The sequence below is a fragment of the Marinobacter manganoxydans MnI7-9 genome (genome assembly GCF_000235625.1).
GTDB classification, from domain to species: domain Bacteria; phylum Pseudomonadota; class Gammaproteobacteria; order Pseudomonadales; family Oleiphilaceae; genus Marinobacter; species Marinobacter manganoxydans.
On the sequence record NZ_AGTR01000044.1, the window covers coordinates 82661 to 104938 of the forward strand.

General features: G+C 58.3%; 23 protein-coding genes. 6 read left to right on the forward strand and 17 right to left on the reverse strand.

The window, feature by feature from the left end; all coding sequences use genetic code 11:
* The first annotated feature begins 58 nt into the window (after positions 1 to 58).
* Complete coding sequence (locus KYE_RS11480) at positions 59 to 1129, forward strand: aminopeptidase (RefSeq protein ID WP_039881999.1); 1071 nt, start codon at positions 59 to 61, stop codon at positions 1127 to 1129.
* Here KYE_RS11480 and argA read toward each other — a convergent pair.
* The 7 genes from argA to coaBC form a co-directional block, all read right to left on the reverse strand.
* Positions 1103 to 2410, reverse strand: a complete 1308-nt coding sequence (gene argA / locus KYE_RS11485; protein WP_008173448.1) for an amino-acid N-acetyltransferase — start codon at positions 2408 to 2410, stop codon at positions 1103 to 1105. The two genes, KYE_RS11480 and argA, sit on opposite strands and share 27 nt — an antisense overlap.
* A 205-nt stretch (positions 2411 to 2615) precedes the next feature.
* Positions 2616 to 3785: an acetylornithine deacetylase gene (argE, locus tag KYE_RS11490; protein ID WP_008173449.1), complete on the reverse strand. Its 1170-nt coding sequence runs from the start codon at positions 3783 to 3785 to the stop codon at positions 2616 to 2618.
* Positions 3786 to 3811: 26 nt separating this feature from the next.
* Positions 3812 to 5062 carry a hypothetical protein gene (locus KYE_RS11495; RefSeq protein ID WP_008173451.1) on the reverse strand — a complete coding sequence of 417 codons (1251 nt, stop codon included), beginning with the start codon at positions 5060 to 5062 and terminating at the stop codon, positions 3812 to 3814.
* 24 nt (positions 5063 to 5086) lie between these two features.
* Positions 5087 to 5983, reverse strand: coding sequence for an acetylglutamate kinase (gene argB / locus KYE_RS11500; protein ID WP_008173452.1), 897 nt, complete (start codon positions 5981 to 5983; stop codon positions 5087 to 5089).
* A gap of 57 nt (positions 5984 to 6040) precedes the next feature.
* Positions 6041 to 8683 carry a phosphomannomutase/phosphoglucomutase gene (locus KYE_RS22250; RefSeq protein ID WP_008173454.1) on the reverse strand — a complete coding sequence of 881 codons (2643 nt, stop codon included), beginning with the start codon at positions 8681 to 8683 and terminating at the stop codon, positions 6041 to 6043.
* A gap of 95 nt (positions 8684 to 8778) precedes the next feature.
* Positions 8779 to 9240 carry a dUTP diphosphatase gene (dut, locus tag KYE_RS11510; protein WP_008173456.1) on the reverse strand — a complete coding sequence of 154 codons (462 nt, stop codon included), beginning with the start codon at positions 9238 to 9240 and terminating at the stop codon, positions 8779 to 8781.
* A gap of 41 nt (positions 9241 to 9281) precedes the next feature.
* Positions 9282 to 10481, reverse strand: a complete 1200-nt coding sequence (gene coaBC, locus KYE_RS11515; protein ID WP_008173458.1) for a bifunctional phosphopantothenoylcysteine decarboxylase/phosphopantothenate--cysteine ligase CoaBC — start codon at positions 10479 to 10481, stop codon at positions 9282 to 9284.
* A gap of 186 nt (positions 10482 to 10667) precedes the next feature.
* Between coaBC and radC the strand changes: the two genes are divergently transcribed.
* The 3 genes from radC (at position 10668) to rpmG (ending at position 11975) form a co-directional block, all read left to right on the forward strand.
* Positions 10668 to 11342, forward strand: coding sequence for a RadC family protein (gene radC, locus KYE_RS11520; protein WP_008173460.1), 675 nt, complete (start codon positions 10668 to 10670; stop codon positions 11340 to 11342).
* A gap of 229 nt (positions 11343 to 11571) precedes the next feature.
* On the forward strand, positions 11572 to 11808 hold the full coding sequence (gene rpmB / locus KYE_RS11525; RefSeq protein ID WP_008173462.1) for a 50S ribosomal protein L28: 237 nt from the start codon (positions 11572 to 11574) through the stop codon (positions 11806 to 11808).
* Positions 11809 to 11819: 11 nt separating this feature from the next.
* Complete coding sequence (rpmG, locus tag KYE_RS11530) at positions 11820 to 11975, forward strand: 50S ribosomal protein L33 (RefSeq protein ID WP_008173465.1); 156 nt, start codon at positions 11820 to 11822, stop codon at positions 11973 to 11975.
* A 64-nt stretch (positions 11976 to 12039) separates the two neighbouring features.
* Here rpmG and KYE_RS11535 read toward each other — a convergent pair whose 3' ends face one another.
* The 3 genes from KYE_RS11535 to KYE_RS11545 all read right to left on the reverse strand — a co-directional run bounded on the left by KYE_RS11535 (position 12040) and on the right by KYE_RS11545 (position 14347).
* Positions 12040 to 12900, reverse strand: a complete 861-nt coding sequence (locus KYE_RS11535) for an endonuclease/exonuclease/phosphatase family protein (RefSeq protein ID WP_008173468.1) — start codon at positions 12898 to 12900, stop codon at positions 12040 to 12042.
* 59 nt (positions 12901 to 12959) lie between these two features.
* Positions 12960 to 13595, reverse strand: a complete 636-nt coding sequence (locus KYE_RS11540; protein WP_008173469.1) for a thiol:disulfide interchange protein DsbA/DsbL — start codon at positions 13593 to 13595, stop codon at positions 12960 to 12962.
* Positions 13596 to 13738: 143 nt separating this feature from the next.
* The gene (locus tag KYE_RS11545; protein WP_008173471.1) at positions 13739 to 14347 is read right to left on the reverse strand and encodes a c-type cytochrome; all 609 of its coding nucleotides are present in this window, start codon (positions 14345 to 14347) and stop codon (positions 13739 to 13741) included.
* A 176-nt stretch (positions 14348 to 14523) separates the two neighbouring features.
* Between KYE_RS11545 and yihA the strand changes: the two genes are divergently transcribed.
* Positions 14524 to 15147, forward strand: a complete 624-nt coding sequence (gene yihA, locus KYE_RS11550) for a ribosome biogenesis GTP-binding protein YihA/YsxC (RefSeq protein WP_008173473.1) — start codon at positions 14524 to 14526, stop codon at positions 15145 to 15147.
* A 7-nt stretch (positions 15148 to 15154) separates the two neighbouring features.
* Here the strand turns inward: yihA and KYE_RS11555 are convergent, their stop codons facing one another.
* From KYE_RS11555 to KYE_RS11580, 7 genes are all read right to left on the reverse strand, one after another.
* Positions 15155 to 15949 carry a substrate-binding domain-containing protein gene (locus KYE_RS11555; protein ID WP_008173475.1) on the reverse strand — a complete coding sequence of 265 codons (795 nt, stop codon included), beginning with the start codon at positions 15947 to 15949 and terminating at the stop codon, positions 15155 to 15157.
* Complete coding sequence (locus tag KYE_RS22350; protein WP_227497824.1) at positions 15931 to 16152, reverse strand: LacI family DNA-binding transcriptional regulator; 222 nt, start codon at positions 16150 to 16152, stop codon at positions 15931 to 15933. The genes KYE_RS11555 and KYE_RS22350 overlap by 19 nt, the downstream gene beginning before the upstream one ends.
* Positions 16153 to 16671, reverse strand: coding sequence for a gluconokinase (locus KYE_RS11560; protein WP_008173477.1), 519 nt, complete (start codon positions 16669 to 16671; stop codon positions 16153 to 16155).
* Position 16672: 1 nt separating this feature from the next.
* Positions 16673 to 17989, reverse strand: coding sequence for a TRAP transporter large permease (locus KYE_RS11565; RefSeq protein WP_008173480.1), 1317 nt, complete (start codon positions 17987 to 17989; stop codon positions 16673 to 16675).
* Complete coding sequence (locus tag KYE_RS11570) at positions 17982 to 18584, reverse strand: TRAP transporter small permease subunit (RefSeq protein ID WP_008173482.1); 603 nt, start codon at positions 18582 to 18584, stop codon at positions 17982 to 17984. Before KYE_RS11570 ends, KYE_RS11565 begins: the two co-directional genes overlap by 8 nt.
* Positions 18585 to 18645: 61 nt before the next feature.
* Positions 18646 to 19656, reverse strand: coding sequence for a TRAP transporter substrate-binding protein (locus KYE_RS11575; RefSeq protein ID WP_008173484.1), 1011 nt, complete (start codon positions 19654 to 19656; stop codon positions 18646 to 18648).
* 291 nt (positions 19657 to 19947) lie between these two features.
* Positions 19948 to 20628, reverse strand: a complete 681-nt coding sequence (locus tag KYE_RS11580) for a TetR/AcrR family transcriptional regulator (RefSeq protein WP_008173486.1) — start codon at positions 20626 to 20628, stop codon at positions 19948 to 19950.
* A 191-nt stretch (positions 20629 to 20819) separates the two neighbouring features.
* Between KYE_RS11580 and KYE_RS11585 the strand changes: the two genes are divergently transcribed.
* Positions 20820 to 22265 carry a coniferyl aldehyde dehydrogenase gene (locus KYE_RS11585; RefSeq protein ID WP_008173488.1) on the forward strand — a complete coding sequence of 482 codons (1446 nt, stop codon included), beginning with the start codon at positions 20820 to 20822 and terminating at the stop codon, positions 22263 to 22265.
* Positions 22266 to 22278 lie beyond the last annotated feature (13 nt).

Below are 22278 nucleotides of genomic sequence, written 5' to 3' on the forward strand. Positions count from 1 at the left end.
TTGTACTATAGCGGCCTGGCCCCCACAGGCAAACCAATCCACTATAACATCCTGACCCATGAAACAGCTTAGTCAGATCTATCTACTTTTGCTACTGGTAACAATGCTTAACGGCTGTTCGACCATTGGCTACTATTCGCAGGCTGTCAGTGGCCATCTCTCCCTGATGATGTCGGCGGAACCGGTCGACGACATTCTCTCCGACACCTCAACGCCGGTGGACCTTCGGGGAAAACTCACGGTAGCGCAACAGGCCCGGGAATTCGCCGGTCAACGACTGGCCCTGCCGGTGGGAGAAGCCTTCAGCGACTACGTGGATCTCGACAGACCCTGGGTAGTGGTGAACCTGGTGGCTGTGCCGGAGTTCTCCCTGGAACCGCACCGCTGGTGCTATCCGGTGCTCGGCTGTCAGGCCTACCGGGGATACTACAGCCTGGCGGATGCGCGTGCCGAGGAGTCGCAGTTTCGCAACAAGGGCTTCGACACGTTTATCGGCGGCGTGACGGCCTATTCCACCCTCGGCTGGTTCGATGACCCCCTGCACACCGGCTTTACCCGACTGGCGGAGGATCGCATGGTCGCCCTGATGTTCCATGAGCTGGCACACCGGGTGGTCTACATCGCCGATGACACGGCATTTAACGAAAGCTTTGCCACCGCGGTGGAGCTGGAAGGGCTCAGGCTCTGGCTATCGGACCAGGGCAAACCCGGCCAGTTCGAGGAGGCACTGGACCGCCTGGCTCGCCGAAACCAGACGCTCTCCCTGGTCGAAGACTTCAGTGCCCGGCTGGACGTTCTTTATGCTCAGCAGGACGTCTTGCCAGACCAGCAACTGCGGAATCGCAAGGCGGCCATTTACCAAGAGCTGGCTCTTGCCTATCAGGAACTTTCCGCAGAGTGGTCCGAACCGGGCCCGTTCGGACCGGTACCAGTCAGCCTGAACAATGCCAACCTGGCGCTGTTTCGTCAGTACAACCAGCACGTACCGGCGTTCCGTCAGATGCTTCGGAATGCAGGCTACGACTTTGCGGACTTTTACAAGGCCGTCAAGACGCTGTCAGAGCAACCGGAACCCCAGAGGACTGAACATCTGGCCGCCCTGTCAGAGCGGTTTGAAGAACACCTTTGAGTTCCGCTGGGTGTTATAGGCAGCCAGCTTCGGCCCGGGCAGGGCCTGCACTGTCGAAGGCTGGAAGCCCCGCTCCCGGAACCAGTGCTCCGTCTGGGTGGTGAGCACGAACAGCTTCTGGATACCCTGCCCCCTGGCCAGCTTCTCCACCATTGCCAGAATCTCATCGCCCCGCCCGGCCCGGCGATAGGTCGGGTCTACCGCGAAGCAGGACAACTCGCCGGCACCCTCTTCAGGGTAGCTGTACAGAGCGGCACAGCCCACGATAGTGCCGTCGCGCTCCGCCACAACAAAGCGGTCAATCTCGGTTTCCAGCATCTCCCGGGAGCGGCGAACCAGAATGCCCTGCTCTTCCAGCGGCTGGATCAGCTCCAGAATCCCGCCGATGTCCTCGACCCGGGCCTGGCGGAACTGCTCGTAGTGATCACCACTGACCAACGTGCCGGCGCCATCCCGCGTGAAGAGCTCCTTCAGCAGGGCGCCGTCATCCACATAGCTGATGATGTGGGCGCGACGCACACCCTTCACACAGGCATCACAGGCAGCTCGCAGCAAGTCGGCATCGTGACCGGTCACCGCACCGGCCGCCAGACGATCGGACGCCTGGCGCGCCGACAGCTCCCGGATCAAAGTACCGTCCTCTTCCTGTAACCCGGGATCATCAATAAACACCATCAGCTTCTCGGCCTGCAGTGCCGCTGCCACCTGGCTGCCAACATCCTCGTAGGAGAGGTTGAAGGCATCCCCGGTGGGCGAATAGCCCATGGGCGGCAACAGGACAATGTGACCAAGCTCCAGCAGTTTCTCGATCCCGGCCACATCCACCCGGCGCACCTTGCCGGTATGGCCAAAATCAATACCGTCGAGCACACCCACGGGCTTGGCAGCCACATAGTTGCCGCCACTTACCCGGATACGGGCATTATGCATCGGCGAATTCACCAAACCCATGGAAAGGTGGCTCTCCAGGTAGGCACGCAGGCCACCGACGGCCTCCATCACCATGCTGAGGTGCTCTTGCGGCGTAATCCGCAAACCTTTTGAAAACGACGATTCGATTCCTGCAGCATCCAGCCGCGTCTGGATTTGCGGGCGGGCTCCAAAGGCAACGACCAGCCGCACACCAAGACTGCTCAGCAGCGCGATGTCATGGATGATGTTGATGAAATTCCCGTGTTCAATCGCATCCCCCGGAATGGTCAATACCACCGTCCGCCCGCGATGGGCGTTGATGTAAGGGGATGAATGGCGGAATCCATGCAGCCAGTCGTTTGATTTCAAACCTTTCTCCTGGTCTCTCGTTATCTTCTAAAGGCAGGTACTTTATCTTGAGGAGTTTGCCGAGTCCTGTCGAGGAGGGTGTGCCAAAACACGCCCGTAAATACGTCCCTGTAGGGCTCGGTCGCGCCATCCCTGGCGCTCCACGGTTTTGGCACACCCTCCCCGCCAGGACTCTCCGCAGGCGTCGGAAGTGCCTGCGCCACACTCAGAGACAGAACTGTCGGATCAGCCCTCGCGGTACTTTAACGGTTGGATCAAGCTGGGACAGCTCTATAAATTCATCGGGCTGGTGCGCCTGATCGATGGATCCGGGACCCATAACAAGAGTCTCCAGGCCAAGCTTCTGGAGCCAGGGCGCTTCCGTGGCAAAAGCAACCGCGTGGGCGGTATGGCCCGTCAGTTTCTCACAGGCTTTGACCAGAGCGGCATCGGCCGGAGTTTCGAACGGTGGCACGCCATCAAAGAGCGGCTCGAATTCCAGGGACAGTTCCCGGCGGTCCGCGATCGGCTGAACCTTGCTCAGGATGGCCTGGCGCAGGGTTTCCATGTTCATGCCCGGCAACGGGCGCAGATCAAAGTGCAGCTCGCACTGGGCACAGATACGGTTTGGATTGTCACCACCGTGGATGCAGCCAAGGTTCAGGGTTGGAAACTGTACCTCGAAGTTCGGGTTCCGGTACTTTTCCTGCCAGCCTGACCGGAGTGCCAGCAACTCGGTGAGCGCTTCGTGCATTCCTTCCATGGCGTTGCGGCCCAAGGCCGGATTGGAGGAATGACCGGACTGGCCCTCGAATTTCAGGCGCTCCATCATGATGCCCTTGTGCATGCGCACCGGTTTCAGGCTGGTTGGCTCGCCGATGACCGCGTAGCGGGCCTTGGGCTTGCCAGCTTCTGCCAGGGCCCGGGCGCCATCCATGGAGCTCTCTTCGTCGGCGGTGGCCAGTATGATCAGGGGCTGCTTGAGATCCTCGTCCACAAAGGCCCTGGCTGCTTCAATGGCCAACGGGAAAAAGCCTTTCATGTCGCAGGTACCCAGCCCGTACCAGCGATTGTCCCGCTCGGTCAGGGTAAAGGGGTCGCTCTGCCAGCGTTTGTCATCAAAGGGCACTGTATCGGTATGGCCGGACAACACAAGACCGCCCGGGCCGCTGCCAAGGGTTCCGATCAGGTTGAATTTTCCGGGCATGCCCGGCACTTCCAGGATTTCCACGGAAAACCCGAGGGCTTCGAGCCATTCTGCCAGGGTTCGCACCACAGGCTCGTTACTATGATCCCATTTTGCCGACGCGCTGCTGATTGAGGGCAGAGATATCAGACGGGCAAGCATGTCACGAATGCCCGGCACCACTGCGGATTTGCTATCGGACTGCGACATAGTTTCCTCTCAGATTCCCATTGGAATCATTGTGCACGGCCACGCCGCCAGACTTCAAAGTTGGTAATCGCCCGGATCAACATCGGGTAGGCAACTTCACCGCCAGCGATAACCCGGGCCACTTCCAGCTCGCGTTCGCTGACGCTCACCAGACGCCCTTCCACCACGTTCTCGTTGGAAAGCGTTACCCGGACCTGCCGGTCAACCCATTGTTCGGCGGTTTCAAGACTCGCCGGATACCAGGTTTCGGTCTCAGGATCCTCCCGTGGCACCACCGGCTCGACGGCCACCTCTGGTGTTTCCTGAACAACCGGCTCGGCCTCGGCCAGATAGACGTCCGGCACGCCTGCACCGTTGTAACGAACTGGCCAGCTCATGCCCGCACCCTCGTTTTCAGCCGTTCTTACAGGCACTCCGAGCAGAGGCTGGGCCGGCTGCACATCTACCGTGAGCTCACCGCCCTCCAGCAGCCACTGCCGGTACAACGCTTTCAGCTGGTCACTGGCGGCCAGGCCCCGGGCCTCAAGCCCGGCAGACAGCGCCTGCACTGCGCGCCTGGCCCATTCTCCGGTTTCGATACCGGCTTCGCGGGCGCAATAGGCGGCGATGCGACGCATCAGGCCACCATCACGCAAGGTCAGCGTCATCGGCTCGGCGCCACCGGAAACGGTCAGCTCGGCATCCTGGATCCGGATTCGGGCATCACGCCAGTCCAGCTCCAGACTGCCGGTGCTGACGGTATTCAACTCAGCATGGAGATTGCCCGGAGTCTGTCGCACAAAGCCATCCCCGGCGAGTGCTGTGATGCCCATGCGGATCAGGTCACCACTACCCAGCTGTTGGCGCGGATCTGGCGCGCAGGAAAGCGCAAACAAGGCCGGATCGCCCTCGCTGTTGGCGCCTTCTGCAGTAACCCAGTTACGAAGCATTGTCGGGTCGAGGGTCAGGCCAAGGCCGTCGAGTCGCAAGGTCCATTGTTCCGGCATGCCAGCCGGGTCGAACAGGACAGAGAGCAAGCTGACAGGTGAGCCGGTATCAAGCTCCACCCTCGCCATGTCCAGAGGCTGGGTGAGCTCGAAATCCTGCCAGCTGGCGTCGTTGAGAACCAACCGGCCCTCGACGCCGGAACTGATGCTGCCCCTGTGCAGAACACCGTGGGGCTCCAGCGCCTGTCTCGCCTCGGCCATGCGCTGATCCGCCAGCCACCAGACCCCCGCCTTGAATGCGGCAAAGCCGACCAGAACCAGTATTACCAGCGTCGCAAGCAGGCGCTTCATCCGGAGACTCCTTGTCGGGTGCCGTCAGTTACGGGAAATCAGGGTGCCGACACCCTCATCAGTGAAGATCTCCAACAGACACGCATGAGCGACCCTGCCGTCGATAATATGGGACGTGCGCACGCCATTTTCGACGGCACTCAGTGCACAACGGATCTTGGGGAGCATGCCACCATGAATGGTGCCGTCCTCGATGAGATCATTGACCTGCTTGGCCGTGAGCCCGGTAAGCACCTTGTCTTCCTTGCTCTTGAGACCGGAGACGTTGGTCAGCAGCATCAGCTTCTCGGCCTTCATGGCCTCGGCGACTTTGCCCGCTACCAGATCCGCATTGATGTTGTAGGAGGCGCCATCCGGTCCCACGCCAATCGGTGCAATCACGGGAATCAGGTTGCTGCGGGTAAGCATCTCAATCACATCCACGTTGACACTGGCGACCTCGCCCACATGGCCGATGTCGATAATCTCCGGGCGTTCCAGTTCGGGAGAGCGGTCGACCACCTCCAGCTTGCGGGCTCGTATCAGATTGGCGTCTTTCCCCGTGAGCCCAACGGCCATGCCACCGTGAGAATTAATCAGGGACACGATTTCCTTGTTCACCTGACCACCAAGCACCATCTCCACCACATCCATGGTTTCGGAATCGGTTACCCGCATGCCGTTGACGAATCGGGACTGGATGTTCAAACGCTCCAGCAGCTCGCCGATCTGCGGGCCACCGCCATGGACAACGATCGGGTTGATGCCTACAAGTTTCATCAGCACCACATCGCGGGCAAAACTGCTCTTCAGGTCTTCGTTTTCCATGGCGTTACCGCCGTACTTGATGACCACGGTCTTGCCGGTAAATCTCTGAATATAAGGCAGGCCCCGGCTAAGTACCGAAGCTACCTGCATTGCTGTTTCACGATCCAGCGCCATGTTTTTGCCTTGTTGATCCTGTATTGAAACTTGCCTGTGAAACTCGGTGACTGCGAATCAGAAATCCGCCACCAGATCCGGCGCTGCCTTCTGCAGCTGGTCACGGAACACAGACTTGATACGCTCCAGCGCCTCGTCGGTCTCCGCTTCAAAGCGTAAGACCAGCACCGGCGTGGTGTTTGATGCCCGGCACAGCCCCCAGCCGTCGGCGTAGTCCACCCGGATGCCGTCGATGGTGCTGATATTGCCGTCACCGAAATCCCCGGACTCGCCGAGGCGTTTGATAATGTCGAACTTGGAACTTTCCGTCACTTCGACATTCAGCTCTGGCGTACTGATGTCATCCGGGAAATCCTCGAAAACTTCATCGCTGTGACGATCCTCAATGCCCAGAATTTCCAGCAGGCGGGCCGCAGAATACAGACCGTCATCAAACCCGTACCAGCGCTCGCCAAAGAAAATATGACCACTCATTTCCCCGGCCAGCAAAGCGCCAGTCTCTTTCATTTTTGCCTTCATCAGGGAATGACCGGTTTTCCACATGATCGGTCGGCCCCCGGCTTCTGAAATCACCCCGGCCAGCCTGCGGCTGCACTTCACATCGTAAAGGACATCAGCCCCCGGATTACGTGAAACCACATCCCGGGCGAACAGCATCATCAGCCGGTCCGGCCAGATAATCTTGCCGGAATTGGTTACTACACCGAGACGGTCACCATCGCCGTCGAAGGCCAAACCGATATCGGCCCCTTCCGATTCAACCCGGGCAATCAGATCCGCCAGATTCGCTGGCTTACCTGGGTCGGGATGGTGATTCGGGAAGTCACCGTCCACCTCGCAGTAGAGCGGAATCACTTCGCAGCCCAGCTCCTCGATCAGCATGGGTGCCAGCTCCCCGGCAATGCCATTGCCGGCATCGACGACCACCTTGAGCGGTGCCGCTACCGCAATATCGCCAACAATCCTGTCCAGGTAAGCACGGCGCACATCCTCGGTGCTCTGGCTGCCCCGACCGCTGGCAAAATCTCCGGTCTGGATGCGCTGATACAGTTTCTGGATGGCCTCACCTGAAAGGGTTTCGCCACCCAACATGATTTTCAGGCCGTTATAGTTGGCCGGGTTGTGACTGCCGGTCACCATAACGCCAGAGCCAGTCTGGAGTTCGTGGGTGGCAAAATAGAGGACCGGTGTGGGCACGGCACCCACGTGAATAACGTTGCACCCGGCTGCCATGACACCGCGTGCCAGGGCATCGGCCAAATCCGGGCTGGAATGGCGGCCGTCATAACCAATGCAAAGGCTGTCGACACCGCGCTCCCGGGCCTCCGAACCGATGGCCCGACCGATGACTTCAACGCCCTCGGCGGTCAGGGTTTCGCCGACAATACCCCGAATGTCATAGGCCCGGAAAATATCCTGGGAAAGCTCCACTTGAGGCAGGGCCACCTCTTCCACGTCCGGAGTGTCGCCGGAACCAAAGACGGTATCATCGCCGCTGCCGAAGCCCAGAACGTCCTCATCGCCATCAAGCATGTCGATATCGGGCATGTCCTTGTCCTGGAACAAAGGCTCATCGCCGCCCTTGGCGGCACCACCGCCAGACTTTCCGGAACCGGCCGGCCTGGGTTTGGCGGTTTCTACAGCCTTGGCGACCCGTTTATCAACCACCTGTGACAAACGGTAGAGCACCTCACCGGTTGAGGCGACCATATCCCAACGGAAGGTCGGCAGCTTTACCCGCTCTCCGCCGAACACCTTGTGCGCCCACTGGATCAGGGCCGTCACATCCTGACGCAAGCCCTTCTGGGCCCCGCCCAGCAGTACCCAGACGATGATGGCAGCGATCAACGCGGGCACGCCGACCAGAAGCGCGATCATTACCGTATCAACCGGCGCTGCGGACGATTTTGCAGGGGTGTAGGCTACGGTCCAGTCCGGATTGGAAAGCCGGCGGGATTCCGCGTTTCCGGAGCCGCTGCCGTTACTGACCACGGTGCGGGATGAACCGGACACGGTCTGCACCAGCGCGAGCTGACCACCGAGGCTGGAGTTGACCACTTGCAGCAACGGCTGGATCTGGCCGGAGTCGAAGATAATCAGCAGGCTGCCGATGACCGCATTGCTGGTCGGATTGCGAACCGGGGCTGCCATCTGGACAAACCACCGGTTATCCCGTGGAAACGCGTCGGGAAACAGTCGCTGGCCGGTTTCAGCGCGCCGGGCCAGCTCAAGCCCGGAGAAGCCCAGCAGGCCCTCACTGCTGGAGGTGCGTGGAATGTCACGGTAGGGAAACAGATGAACCGCCTCAATGCCGGGCAATGAATCCGCCAGCTGCACCTCGGTTGCCGATATTTCATTCCGGTTGTTAAGCGCCTGAATCACGTGCGGTTGGGTGGCCAGACCATCAACGCTTTTCTGGACCTGGTCAAAATACTGGTTCAGGCGAAGCGCTGCGGCATCGGCTTCCAGGACTTTCAATGACTGGAAGCGCTCCTCGGCCGAAGGCTGGACCACCAGAAAATGAAGCAATGCAACGGCAACCACGCCCGCCAGAACCACGACCAGTGACTGGTTGACCGCCACGGAATTGAGCCGCTTGAGTTTGGGCCCCGAGGCACTGACCTTTTCCTTTTTTACAGCCTTCTTTGATGGCTTTTCATCAACGGACGCGTCGGCATCTTTCTTTTTACCCAGCTTCATAGTCCATCCTGCAGTTGTAATTTTATCGTCCTGGACAAGCAGTTATCCGCAAAGTATAGACGCCGGCACAATGTTCTGCGTGGCCGGCTTCCCGGTCACCTTGTGCCGGTGGAGCCAAAGCCGCCTTCACCGCGGGCGCTGGCGTCGAATTCCGAAACCACCTCAAAATCAGCCTGCACAACGGGTACCAGCACCAACTGTGCCAGACGCTCCCCCACATCCACGGTAAAGCTGGTGCGCCCCCGGTTCCAGCAGGACACCATTAACTCGCCCTGGTAATCCGAATCAATCAAGCCCACCAGGTTGCCAAGCACTATACCGTGCTTGTGGCCGAGCCCGCTTCGGGGCAGGATCATGGCCGCCAGCGATGGATCGGCAATGTGGATCGACAACCCTGTCCTGATCAGTTGGGTATCGCCCGGCTCGAGGGTCAGCGGTTCGTCCAGACAGGCCCGAAGATCAAGGCCTGCGGAGCCTTCGGTGGCATACTCGGGAAAGGGAATCTGGCTGCCAATGCGATCATCCAGAATACGTACCTGAAGATTTTTCCTGCTCATGAGGGGTCCTGTCGATTGTAGTGCAGGTGCGCTGCGCTGAGTCAGCGGGCGGCCTGACCAAGATGTTCACCTATCATCGCCACAAGCTGTCGGGCAATGTTCGTTTTGCTGTCGGGACCGATCGACGTCTGGCCACCCGGCCAGAATACGGTCACCGCATTGTTGTCGCTGTTAAATCCCAGCCCGGGCGTAGACACATCGTTGGCCACGATCATGTTCAGTTTCTTGCGTTGCATTTTGTCGGTGGCGTAGCTCGCCACATCGGTGGTTTCGGCCGCGAAACCTACGCTAAAAGGCGCATCGTCGCGGCCGGCTATGGTAGCCAGGGTGTCGGGATTGCGCACCAGCGAGAGCGCCATGGCGTCACTGGACTTCTTGATCTTGTCTCCGGCACAGGTTTCCGGACGGTAATCGGCGACCGCAGCTGTCGCAATAAACAGGTCACAACCTTCATCCACTGCGCTTGAGGCTTCCTGCAACATGTCCTCGGCCGTTAACACCGGACGAACCTCGACACCGATAGGCGCGGAAAGCGCTACCGGACCACTGACCAGAATCACCCGGGCACCTGCCTTATGCGCCTCGCTGGCCAGGGCATAACCCATTTTCCCGGAGCTGTGATTGCTTATATAGCGCACCGGGTCGATAGGCTCTCGGGTCGGGCCTGCAGTAATCACGACCGTCTTGCCAGCGAGCACGCCTGTGCGACTGTGATCGACAAGCGCAACAATATCCTCCGGCTCCAACATTCTCCCTGGCCCGGTATCACCACAGGCCTGCGCTCCCTGAGCCGGCCCCCATAATTCGATCTGGGGATCCTCTTCAAGAAGCCGGATATTTCTCTGGGTACGGCCGTTGCTCCACATTGCCTGATTCATCGCAGGCACCACGGCAATGGGCGCCTCGGTTGCACAACAAACGGTGGTTAACAGATCGTCGGCCATACCCTGGGCAAGGCGGGCGATAAAATCGGCAGACGCCGGCGCAACGACCAACTGATCAGCCCACTTGGCCAGTTCAATATGCCCCATACCAGCTTCCGCCTCAGGGTCCAGCAAGGACGTCCTCACGGGCTCGCCACTGAGGGCCTGGAAGGTCAGTGGTGCCACGAACGCTTCCGCCCCACGGGTCATAACAACCCGCACCTCATGGCCCGCTTTCTTTAACTGGCGAACCAGTTCGGCGCTTTTATAGGCAGCGATACCACCGGTTACTCCCAGGAGGATTCGTCTGGCGGCCATAGGGGCTCCGTTTCCGCATAAAATAAAAGGCTTATAAGATAGCATGCTCAGGCCGCAGCGACAGCCTGCCAGACCCGGCATACGTTTACCGATTGTTAGTTTTTAAAGTAACCTTTGTAACCCTGAGATGCCCGTCGCGGTGCAGGAAGCACCAGGGCAGGAGACAACCAATGCAAGGAAGCCACGATGTCAGACCCCGCCTGGCCCACGGACGAACGTCCACGGGAACGCCTGCTCGCCCACGGACCGCAAACCCTCTCCGACGCCGAACTGCTCGCCCTGTTTTTACGCACCGGCACCACCGGCATGCCGGTCATGGCATTGGCTCGCCACCTGATTGAGGAGTTTTCCGGGCTTCGGGGGTTGCTGACGGCTTCCCGTCGCCAGTTCTGCGATGTCAAAGGTCTGGGAACCGCCAAATACGCCCAGGTTCAGGCGGCCATGGAAATGGCGCGCCGGGTCATGGATGAACCATTGCGCCAGGGTGATCCCCTGCGCTCTCCCGAAGATACCCGCCGCTTTCTTACCAGTCGGCTCGGCACCTACCCGCACGAGGTTTTCGCAGGCCTGTTTCTGGACAATCGCCATCGCGTTATTCAATACCGTGAGTTGTTCCGGGGCACCATCGATGGCGCGGCCGTCTATCCGCGGGAAGTGGTGCGACAGGCTCTGGAGGACAATGCAGCAGCGGTGATTTTCGCTCACAACCACCCGTCGGGCGTCGCCGAACCGAGCCAGGCCGACATTTCCCTCACCCGCCGCTTGAAAGAGGCCCTCGGACTGGTGGATATCAGGGTTCTTGACCATATGGTTGTTGGCCATGGTGAGGTAGTATCTCTCGCTGAACGGGGTCTGCTGTAAAGCCCGATGGTTAACCTTGCACGGCAATGCCGGAAAACTGGCCAAATTCCCAACAATTTTTTGCGTTGGGGGGCGAGTTCTGGTATAAAAGCGTCCCTTTCTGGCGGCGTCTGGCGAGCAGCGTTCAGTTTAGAGGCGCGAATGGGGGCGTAATGGCTCCTTAGCAACCAGAGACGCATTAAAAAACGAATTCGTATTATTGAGACCATTGCTCAGGTCGGAGGCAAGTATGTCCAGAGTTTGTCAGGTTACCGGTAAGCGTCCGGTATCCGGTAACAACGTTTCCCACGCGATGAACCACACTCGTCGTCGTTTTCTGCCGAATCTGCAGAACCATCGTTTCTGGGTTGAGTCCGAGAAGCGTTTCGTGAAGCTGCGCGTATCCACCAAGGGCATGCGCATCATCGACAAAAAAGGCATTGACGCTGTGCTGGCCGATCTTCGTGCCCGCGGCGAGAAATTTTAAGGAGCCGCATCATGCGCGAAAAAATCAAGCTGGTTTCATCAGCAGGTACTGGTCACTTCTACACGACCAAGAAGAACAAGCGTAACACTCCGGAAAAAATCGAGATCAAAAAGTACGATCCGGTTGTCCGCAAGCACGTTGCGTACAAGGAAGCCAAGATCAAGTAATTCCTGATCCGGCATCCAAAAAGGCCCGGCCAATGCGCCGGGCTTTTTTTTGACTTGATGCTATTCAGAACTTCTCCAGGTAGCCCTCCGGCAACGCCACATCCATGGCGATGGGCAGGTGATCCGACATCGGATAACTCACCACCTCGGACCGGCGAATCTCGAGTGAAGGACTTACCAGGATATGATCCAAAGCCTTCTCCGGCCGCCAGCTGGGGAAGCTATGGGCGGTATCCGGTAGCGGTACCAGATCGGTTTCCCTGAGGGGCGTCTGGGTCAGTAGCTGTTCGGCATGGGCGTTCATATCCCCCATCAGAACCACATGCCGGTAGTCGGCAATCAGCTCCCGGATGTAGCCCAACTGACGTTGCTGGGCCGTCTTGCTGAGGGAAAGGTGCATCAGCACCAGCACCAGTGGATCATGCTCGGTTCCGTATCGGGCGATGATGGCGCCCCGGCCCGGAATCAGGCCCGGCAACTTGTGTTCGGTAACGTCCAGGGGACGGTACCGGCTCAGCAGGCCATTGCTGTGCTGGGCGATCTGACCGAGATTCCGGTTCAATTGCTGGTACCAATAGGGAATGCCGGCCGCTTCGGCCAGGTATTGCACCTGGTTGATATAGGCGCTGCGAAGGCTGCCCCCGTCGCACTCCTGCAGCGCCACTACGTCGTAGCTGCGCAGGAGGGAGGCAATCCGGTCCAGATTTTCGATACGGTTGCGATGAGGCAAGATGTGCTGCCAGCTTCGCGTAAGATAATGGCGATAGGACGAGGTATTGATACCCACCTGGATGTTGAAGGTGAGCAGGCGAATGTGCCGTTGCGGCTCGAACTCGGGGACATGTTCGGTCCCGGAGCAGGCACCCCTGGGCCCGCCGGCCGGCCTCAGGATGCCATTCAACTGCTTTCGGATATGCTTGTACATAGTGGCGGCCTCAACCGGCCGGCTGGTCTTTGCAATGGGGCCGGAACCCGTAACGGGGGTTATTCCACCTCGCCACGCTCTTTGGCGACAAGGTAGTCCACCACGTCGAGAACGGCCTCATGGCTGCCGGCCATGGATGCACTGACAGTGTACTTGCCATTAACCAGCATAGTCGGCGTTCCGGTAATCCGCGCGCCACGGATTTTCGATTGAGCTTTCTGCATACGGGCATTCACGCCAAAGCTTTTGTAAGTGCTGACAAACTCATCCGGATCTACACCGTAATCCGCAACAAAGTCGGCCAGGGCTTCAGGGGTATTCAGCGGTCGACGCTCACCGGCAAGCGCCTCGAACAGGGCATCGTGCACCTTGTCCAGCTCCCCCATGGCCTCAAGCGCATAAAAAGCGTAGGCGTGGGGTTCCCAGTTTCTGCCCAGTGCCGCAGGGATCTTCACGTAATTGACGTAATCAGGAGCACTGGCCGCCCACTCCTCAATCAGAGGTTTGAAGTTGTAACAATGGGGGCAGCCATACCAGAAGACTTCCGCTACCTCGACACCGGAATCGCTTTCGGTTCTTACCGGGTTATCCAACCGGTTGTAATGGGTCCCTTCTTTCCACTCTGCAGCACTGGCCAGGCCAGAAACAGACAGCGCCAACAGGAGCAGGAAAGCCGTTCTGAAGGATCGAAACATGAAAAATCTCCGGTTATCTGAATATCGTTTTGGGAGGATTATGACCCAGCGTACCTGAAAAGTTCCACAGGTCGGCAGTTACAGAAAAGAAAGGCAGCAAAAACCCCGCTCCAGGCGGGGTCTTTCGGTACCGTCCGGCTGTGTCAGTTCAGGCCGGAGATGTAGCTGGAGACCGCTTCGATCTCGGCGTCGGTCAGCTTCGAGGCCACATCCATCATGATTGATGCGTTCACGCCGCTGTTCCGCTCACCATCGCGATAGGCTTTCAACTGCTTGACCAGATACTCTGCGTTCTGGCCACCAAGAGCCGGGTAGCCGGCCGGCTCGTTGCCAACGCCTTGCGGGCTGTGACAGCCTGCACAGGAAGGAACGCCAGTTGCCATGTTGCCGCCACGGTACAGAGCAGCACCCTGATCAACCAGATCCGGATCGGCCTGACCTACAACCATTTCCTGTTCGTTATAATAGGCCGCAAGATCCTGCAGGTCCTGATCGTCCATGTTATCCAGAATACCGGTCATTTCCGCGATATTCCGCTCTTTGTCCTTGATCAACACCAACTGGCGATAAAGATATTTTTCGCCGAGACCGGACAGCTTGGGATAAGACCCCATAATGGGCTTGGCACCATTCGCGCCGTGACAACTGGCACATACCGCTGCGTTCTCTTCACCTGCTTGAGGATCTCCCGCCCCGTGCGCCATCGCTGTGAGGCCAACACCGAGAACTACTCCTGCGATCAGTTTTTTCATGCTCGCTCCGCTTCTCTCATCTTTTAAGGGTATTCTTCGCTATGCAGCCGGCAGGCACTGACCAGTCAGGCTCGAAACCGGGGCTGACAGCGGTCGCGCACAGCGCGCCGCCCGGAATTGGTGTAGCATTATACATTAATCCCTGACAACTGAAATCCAAAGGAAAGCCAACCGCTGTGGACTCTGATCTGACTCAAAAAAGCCTTTCTTTTAACAGCGCCCGATTCCTCATCAGCGCTTCCCGCCTGGATGAGTGCCCGCCGGATTTCGGCGCTGAAGTCGCCTTTGCCGGCCGTTCCAACGCCGGCAAGTCCAGTGCGCTTAATGCGATCACCGCCAACAGCAAGCTGGCCCGCACCAGTAAGACCCCCGGACGCACACGGCTGATCAACTTCTTCTCTCTCAACCGCGAGAATTGCCGAATGGTCGATTTGCCCGGGTACGGCTATGCCAAAGTATCCCGGGACATGAAAGACGATTGGCAAAAGCACCTGGGCCACTATCTGAATGACCGGCGCTGTTTACGCGGCCTGGTTCTGGTGATGGACATTCGCCACCCACTGACCGATTTCGACCAAATGATGGTGGAATGGTGCGAACATAACAACCTGCCGCTGATGATTCTGGCCACCAAAGCCGACAAATTGAAATACGGCCAGGCCAAGACCGCCATGCTGGGCATTGCCAAGAACCTGAAATCGTATTCCTGCGTCGAACATCTGATCATGTTCTCTGCAACGTCAAAACGGGGCGTGGACGAATGCCGGGAGGCCTTGATCGAGTGGCTGGAAGCGGAGTAACAAGGAATTAAAGGGTGCCACCGCATTCTATCCGGTAACCGAGGTCAATCACCTGTTCGCCCATGTCCGCGCCGGACAGGCGAGCGATCAGGGCCTCAGCCGCCCTTTGGCCCACCTGCTCACGTGGCGTAATGACGCTGGCCAGCGTCGGCACCATGACCTGGCCAACATTGTGGCCGTGAAAGCCTGCTATCGCCATCTGGCCCGGCACCTCGATACCCTGCCGCTGGCACTCGAAAAAAGCGCCTATAGCCACGTCGTCGTTGGTGCAGAAGATCGCGTCAGTGTCCGGCGCTTCGATGAGTATGCGTTGCAGCAATGTGGCGCCGACACTGAATGATGAGCGCTGTTCACTGCGCAGGGTAACGGGAATCAGCCCCTGCTCCTCCATGGCGCGGGTGTAACCTTCCTGTCGTTGCAACGTGCGAGCATCCAGCCGAACCGCCAGGTACACAACATGGCGGCGACCACGGCGAATCATCTCCCGCACCATGTCATAGGCCGCACGCACATTGTCAAAACCCACCGCCTGCTCGAAGGGCGTCGTGTGGGTGTCCATGATTTCCACCGTGGGCACGCCTGCTGTTCCCAGCATTCGCAGGGTGCGGTCGGTGTGCTGGCTTTCCGACAGAATCACGCCATCAACGTTGTAGGACAGTAGCGAGGCCAGACTGCGCTCTTCCACCTCGCGGCTGTAACCGTAGTGGGCCAGCATCAGGTGATAGCCCGCCGGTTCAGTGACTGATTCGATCCCCTTGATGACATCGGCGAAGACCTGGTTGGTCAGCGATGGCAGCAGCACACCGATTGCGTGGCTGGTGGATTTGGAAAGCAGATCCGGCGCCCTGTTCGGGATGTAACCCAGCGCTCGGCCTCGGCGAAAATCCGCTCACGCATGTGTTCAGACACATTATTGCCGCCCCGCAGGCAACGGCTCACGGTCATTTTCGTAGCACCGACCCTATCGGCAATATCCTGCAGTGTTGGGCGCTTCTTTTTAACCATTCAGTTTTTCCGCCTCCGGTCGGGTGTACTCAGCACTGCCAGGCAGCGCTCAACAATGCGGTCGGGTGGCTCGCAGACGTCGACGACAATGGCCCCTTCCCCGGGTTCCGGCTCCTCCAGCGTGCGAAACTGACTTTCGAGCATGGAACGACCATTGAAGTAGTGATCTTCCCGACTGGAATGCCGAGACCAGATGGTTTCCATGTCGCCCTTGAGATAGACAAACTGCAGTGACGGATTACCCGACCTCAGCCGGTCACGGTACGCCCGCTTGAGGGCAGAACATGCCAGCACCAGACCGCCTTGCTCACCCTGGACCAGCTCTGCCAGATCATCCAGCCAACCGCTACGGTCGGAATCTGTCAGCGGCACACCGCTGGCCATTTTGGCCACGTTGGCCGGACTGTGAAAGTCGTCGGCATCGAAAAACGGAACCTGAAGACGTTCCGCCAGCCGGGTACCAATCAGGCTTTTGCCACACCCGGACACACCCATGACGATGATTTTGGAAACGCTCATATCACTGCCACCACAAAGCCAGTTGCGGGAATGCGATCAACAGGGCCAGCGCAACAATCTGCAAGGCAATAAATGGCAGTAGCGACCGGAAAATCTCGCCGAGGGTGATGTCCTTGGGGGTTACCGTTTTCAGATAGAACGCGGCCGGGCCAAAGGGCGGTGACAGGAAGGATACCTGCATATTCATGCAGAACACCACACCGAACCAGATCGGGCTGTAGCCCAGCTCCGTGACAATGGGCACGAAAATCGGCATGGTCAGAAGAGCCACCCCGACCCAGTCCAGGAACATGCCCAGAATCAGTAGAATAAACATCATGAACAGGATGGTGGTTAGCCCATCCCCGCCACTGACTGCAAAAACCATCTCGCGGACAAACTCGATACCGCCCATCAGGTTGTAGACGCCCACAAGAGCGGTGGCGCCGATGCCGATCCAGATGATCATGCCACACACCCTCAGCGTACTGATTGTGGCTTTGCGCACCATGGCCAGAGACAGTTCTCCCCGGATCCAGGTACTGATGGCAATGCCCAGCACACCCAGGGCCGAAGCTTCGGTGACCGACGCCACACCGCCATAGATGCTGCCCAACACGACCACGACCGACAGAATCGGGAACAACAGGGCCTTGAAGAAGTTCGGCGCCGGGGTTTCCGGCTGATCCTGGTCGGAGGGGATGGGGGCCATCTCCGGCTTCAGCCAGACCCTGACCAGCACGTACCCCATATAGAGTAGCGCCAGGATCAGCGCAGGCAGGAACGCCCCCTTGAACAAATCACCAATGGAGACGTTTGCGGTCAGACCATAAATAATCAGGACAATACTCGGCGGCAACATGGTGCCCAGCGCACCACCGGCACAAGTGGTGCCAATGGCCAGCTTACGATCGTAGCCGAGGCGCAGCATCTGCGGCAGCGCCAGGATGCCGAGCAACACGGTTTCGCCACCGATCACCCCCGACATGGAAGCAAGGATCACCGCTACCACCAGAGTCTGGAGGGCGACACCACCGCGCAGTTTGCGGCCAAAACGAGCCATAGCATCAAAAAGGTCCCGGGCAATGCCGGAATGATCCAGTAGCGACGCCATCAATACGAACATCGGAACCGCCAGAAAAACGTAGTTACCGATAAAGCTGTACAGACGGCTGCTGACAATCGGCAGCGCGTCCGGGCCAAACCAGCCCAGGGCAAAGACCAGGGCCACCAGGCCAGTGGCAAAGGCCAGCTGCATGCCTGTCAGCAACAGTACAATCAGCATCAGCAGCATCAGCAGGCTGCCGTAGCCAATTCCGAGAGAAGCCAGCTCAAACATTACCTTTCTCCCCGGCCGTTGCCGGACCACGCAGATCACGAATCAGGTGCAAGACAAACTGAAGGGTCATAACAGCAATGGCCACCAGAATGATCACCTTGAGAAAGGCAGGAAACGGCGGATTCCAGGCTGACCCGGAGGTCTCCAGACGCCAGCCGCCCCAGGGGGCCCAGACAGCGCCCCTGGCCATGAACCAGCTGGCATAGAGCAGCATCGAACAGAACGCCAGCCCGAACAGATGGTGAACCACCCGCAGCCAACGCTGGATGGCCGGGGACACGGCGTCGTAGATCAGCACAATCCGCACGTGGCGATCAGTGGCCAGGGCATAGAGCCCACCCAGCACGAACAGGGTGGCACCAGCGAAGGTCACCGTTTCATGCACCCAGAGCGTCGGCGATCCGAACACATATCGACGGACAATCTCGTAGAAAGACACCAGAACAATCAACGCGAAAACCAGGCTCAGCTTTTTTCCCAGCCAGACAATGGCGCGGTCAAGGCGGGTAAAGCCGATATCCTCGTCGGTTTCGGGCAGCAGATCACCTTGGCCCGGAGTGCTCTCCGGCCCGGAAGAAAGGTTTGCAGTAGACATAATCAACTCCGCGCACTGGGCAGGCCTTGCCCACCCAGTTGCTGGTTACGGGGCATCGACTTCAGAGCAGGCCCTGAGATTCCAGATAGCCGGTTACCGACTGATAGACTTTCTCGGCATTGGGGGATTGCTCAGCGTATTTCTTCCACTGCTCCCGGGCAATGGTGCGGAACTTCCGGCGCTCTTCCGCCGACCAGTTATGAACGGTGATATCAGGATTGTCACGGGCTTCTCTGACGGCCTTCTTGTCCGCCATGGCCAGCTGGGCGCTGATATCCTGGGCGAAGTCCCGGGCCGAGACGGTCATGATCGTCTGAATATCCTCGGGAAGCTTTTCCCAATCTTCCAGGTTCATGGCAATTTCGATCAGCGGCAGCGAGTGGAAGCCCGGGTACACCGGATGCTCGGCAATCTCGTGCAAACCGGCTTCGTGGTTGGTGGAGAACACCGTGTAGTCAGCAGCATCAATAACACCCTTACTCAGTGCGGTGTAGACCTCGGAACCCGGCAGGTTCACTGGCGCCGCCCCCGCGGCGGCAAACACCGACTGCACCAGACCTTCCGGTGCACGCATCTTGAGGCCTTTCAGGTCCTCCACACCGTCCAGCGGTTTCTTCGAAACAAACGACTCCAGGCCAGTGCCACCACCGCCAACAAACTTCACGCCATAGGGCGCGTAGAGCTCGTTCATCAGCTCATAGCCACCGCCATAATTGATGTAATCGATGAGCTGGTCCGGGCTGGACCAAGCGCCCACGGTATTGCCAATGAGCCCGAACGCGGGATCCTTGCCGGAAAAATAACCGGTCACCGACACATGGCCATCCAGGACGCCCATATTCATGGCACCGAGAGTTTCGGTATGGCTTACCACGCTGCCCACAGGCAGAAGATCAATGGCAACGCGGCCACCGGTCATTTCTTCGACACGGTCAGCCCATTGCTGCTGAATCTCGAAGTTCTTGACGCCAGAGGGGTCGGAGGACTGGAACTTGAAGGTATAGTCCGCCGCGAAGGCGTTAAAGGCAAATGCAGCTGACAGTAGGCCAGTCGCGAGTCGGGTCGGGAACATAATCGCGTCTCCTGATTGTTTTTGTGCCGGCAGATGTTACCGGTAACATCAGAAGCGTATCGAATTCGGAAATCACTTACAAGGGTGTTTTTTGAGCAGGAAACAGTAGGGAATAAAAAAACCGGCCTGCCAGAAAGCAGACCGGTGAAACGTCAGGGTTTGCGACGTGCTAAAACCTGAGATCGCACTCAGGAGACGCAAGGAATATCCGAATTCCCAACGTCACCGTTATGAGTCCGATTTTCGCCAAAAGTTCCAGGCTAGATCATTTTTTGATCGATTCTTCGGATTTCACTTACACAGGGCCGCGCCCAGATCGTCCCTGTCGTGCAGTGCCGGCCGATACTTCTCTCTCAGAGCCATCACACGCTCACGATACGCTGGCGTCAGGTAGGGAATTTCCAGGGTGAGCACCTGGTAGATGCCCTGCTTCAGCTCGGTGAGCGTGAGACAGGCAGATTCCTCGGCCGCATGGGCGGTTTTCAGGAACGCCATCCAGTTGGTAATCACCAGCCACACATTCAGCGACATGGCCGATCGCAGGTCTTCCTCCTGGGGTTCGATAATCCCGGCTTCCGCCAGTTTTTCGAAAATGCGACTGATTGAAGTCAGGCAGCGGTTGGTGAAATCGCGATAGTCCTGTCGCAGTCTCTTGTCGCTGTCCAGAAGGTATTCCAGATCCCGGTGGAAGAACCGGTAACTCCAGAGACCGTCAAAGACCGACTCCAGATAGAAGGTCATGTCATCCAGGGTCATGGCCCGGTCTTCCGGAATGTCCAGGTAGAAATCCACCAGTTTTTCGTATTCCAGAAAGATCTCGTAAATGATGTCCGACTTGTTGCGGAAGTGGTAATACAGGTTGCCCGGCGAGATGGCCAGGTGCGCCGCAATATGGTTGGTCGTGACGTTGCGCTCGCCACGTTCGTTAAAAAGCTCCAGGCTGGAGAGCAGTATCTTGTCTCTTGTCTTCATAGACCCGTCGGCGTTTGTTGTTGTATCGCTCACAGATGGCCCGATTCGCCACCCGCCTCCGCTTGACTCACTAGAGTATATACTCTAATAATACCCCCAGACGCAAATTGAACACTTTTTCGCCAGTCGTTCAATACCTGAAATAACGGGCCACCGACGAAGCATGATCGGGGCCGAAGAGGAGAAAAATCATGGGAGCCACTGTCGTTCAGCTCACCGAGAGCAAGAAACAGATCCAGCACACCCACCGCGTGTTTGAGGATCAGAAAAAGGCGTTCCGCAACAATCCCATGCCTTCCCTGGCCGAGCGGCAGGAAAACCTGAAACGCCTCAAACGGGTGCTGCTGGGTAACCAGGACCGGCTTCTGGATGCCATCGACCGGGATTTCAACTGCCGCTCGAAAGACGAATCCCTCATTGCCGAGGTCATGCCGTCGATCCAGGGCATCAATTACACCCTGAAAAATCTCAGTAGCTGGATGAAGCCATCCAAACGCCATGTATCCATGTTGTTCCAGCCTGCCAGCAACAAGGTCCACTACCAGCCCAAGGGTGTGGTGGGCGTAATCGTGCCCTGGAACTACCCTCTCTACCTCGCAGTGGGCCCCCTGGTTGCGTCTCTGGCTGCGGGCAACCGCACCATGATCAAGATGTCGGAGTACACGCCACACACCTCGGCCCTGTTCAAGGAGCTGATTGAAGCCAGCTTCCCGGAGGACCTGGTCTCGGTTATTAATGGCGAGGCCGACGTGGCTGCAGACTTCTCGTCACGTCCGTTTGATCATCTGCTGTTCACAGGTTCTACGTCGGTGGGCAAGCTGGTCATGAAGGCCGCAGCGGAAAATCTGACACCGGTCACCCTGGAGCTGGGAGGCAAATCCCCGGCCGTGGTCTCCCCGGATGTGCCCATGGAAGACGCGGCCCAGAGAATCGCCTTTGGCAAGGCTTTCAATGCCGGCCAGACCTGCGTGGCGCCCGATTACGTCCTTTGCCCCGCTGACCGGGTGCAGTCGTTTGTCGACGAGTTCCGTGCCCGTTTTTCCGAGATGTATCCCAGCCTGCGGGACAATGACGACTTCACTGCCATCATCAATGAGCGGCAGTACGATCGACTGCAAGGCTACCTTGAGGACGCCCGGGAGAAAGGCGCCGAATTGGTGGAGATCAACCCTGCCCGGGAGAATCTGAAGGACGGCACCCGAAAACTGCCCCTGACGCTGGTGCTGAACACCACTCCGGATATGAAGGTGATGCAGGATGAGATCTTCGGTCCGATTCTGCCGATCGTCAGTTACGGCAGCCTGGATGAAGCCATTCACTACATCAATGATCGTCCGCGGCCTCTGGCGCTGTATTTCTTCGGGTACGACAAGACCCAGCAGCAGCATGTGGTGGATAACACCCACTCTGGAGGCATGTGCATCAACGATTCCCTGATGCACGTAGCCCAGGATGATCTGCCTTTCGGTGGCATCGGTGATTCCGGCATGGGGCACTATCACGGCCGTGAGGGGTTCCTGACCTTCTCCCATCACCGGGCCATTTTCACCAAGCAGAAATTCAACAGCGGCAAGTTTGTCTATGCGCCCCATGGGACAACTGCGCACAAATTGGTTTACAAGTTCTTTATCCGCTGAGAACTCGGAGTCT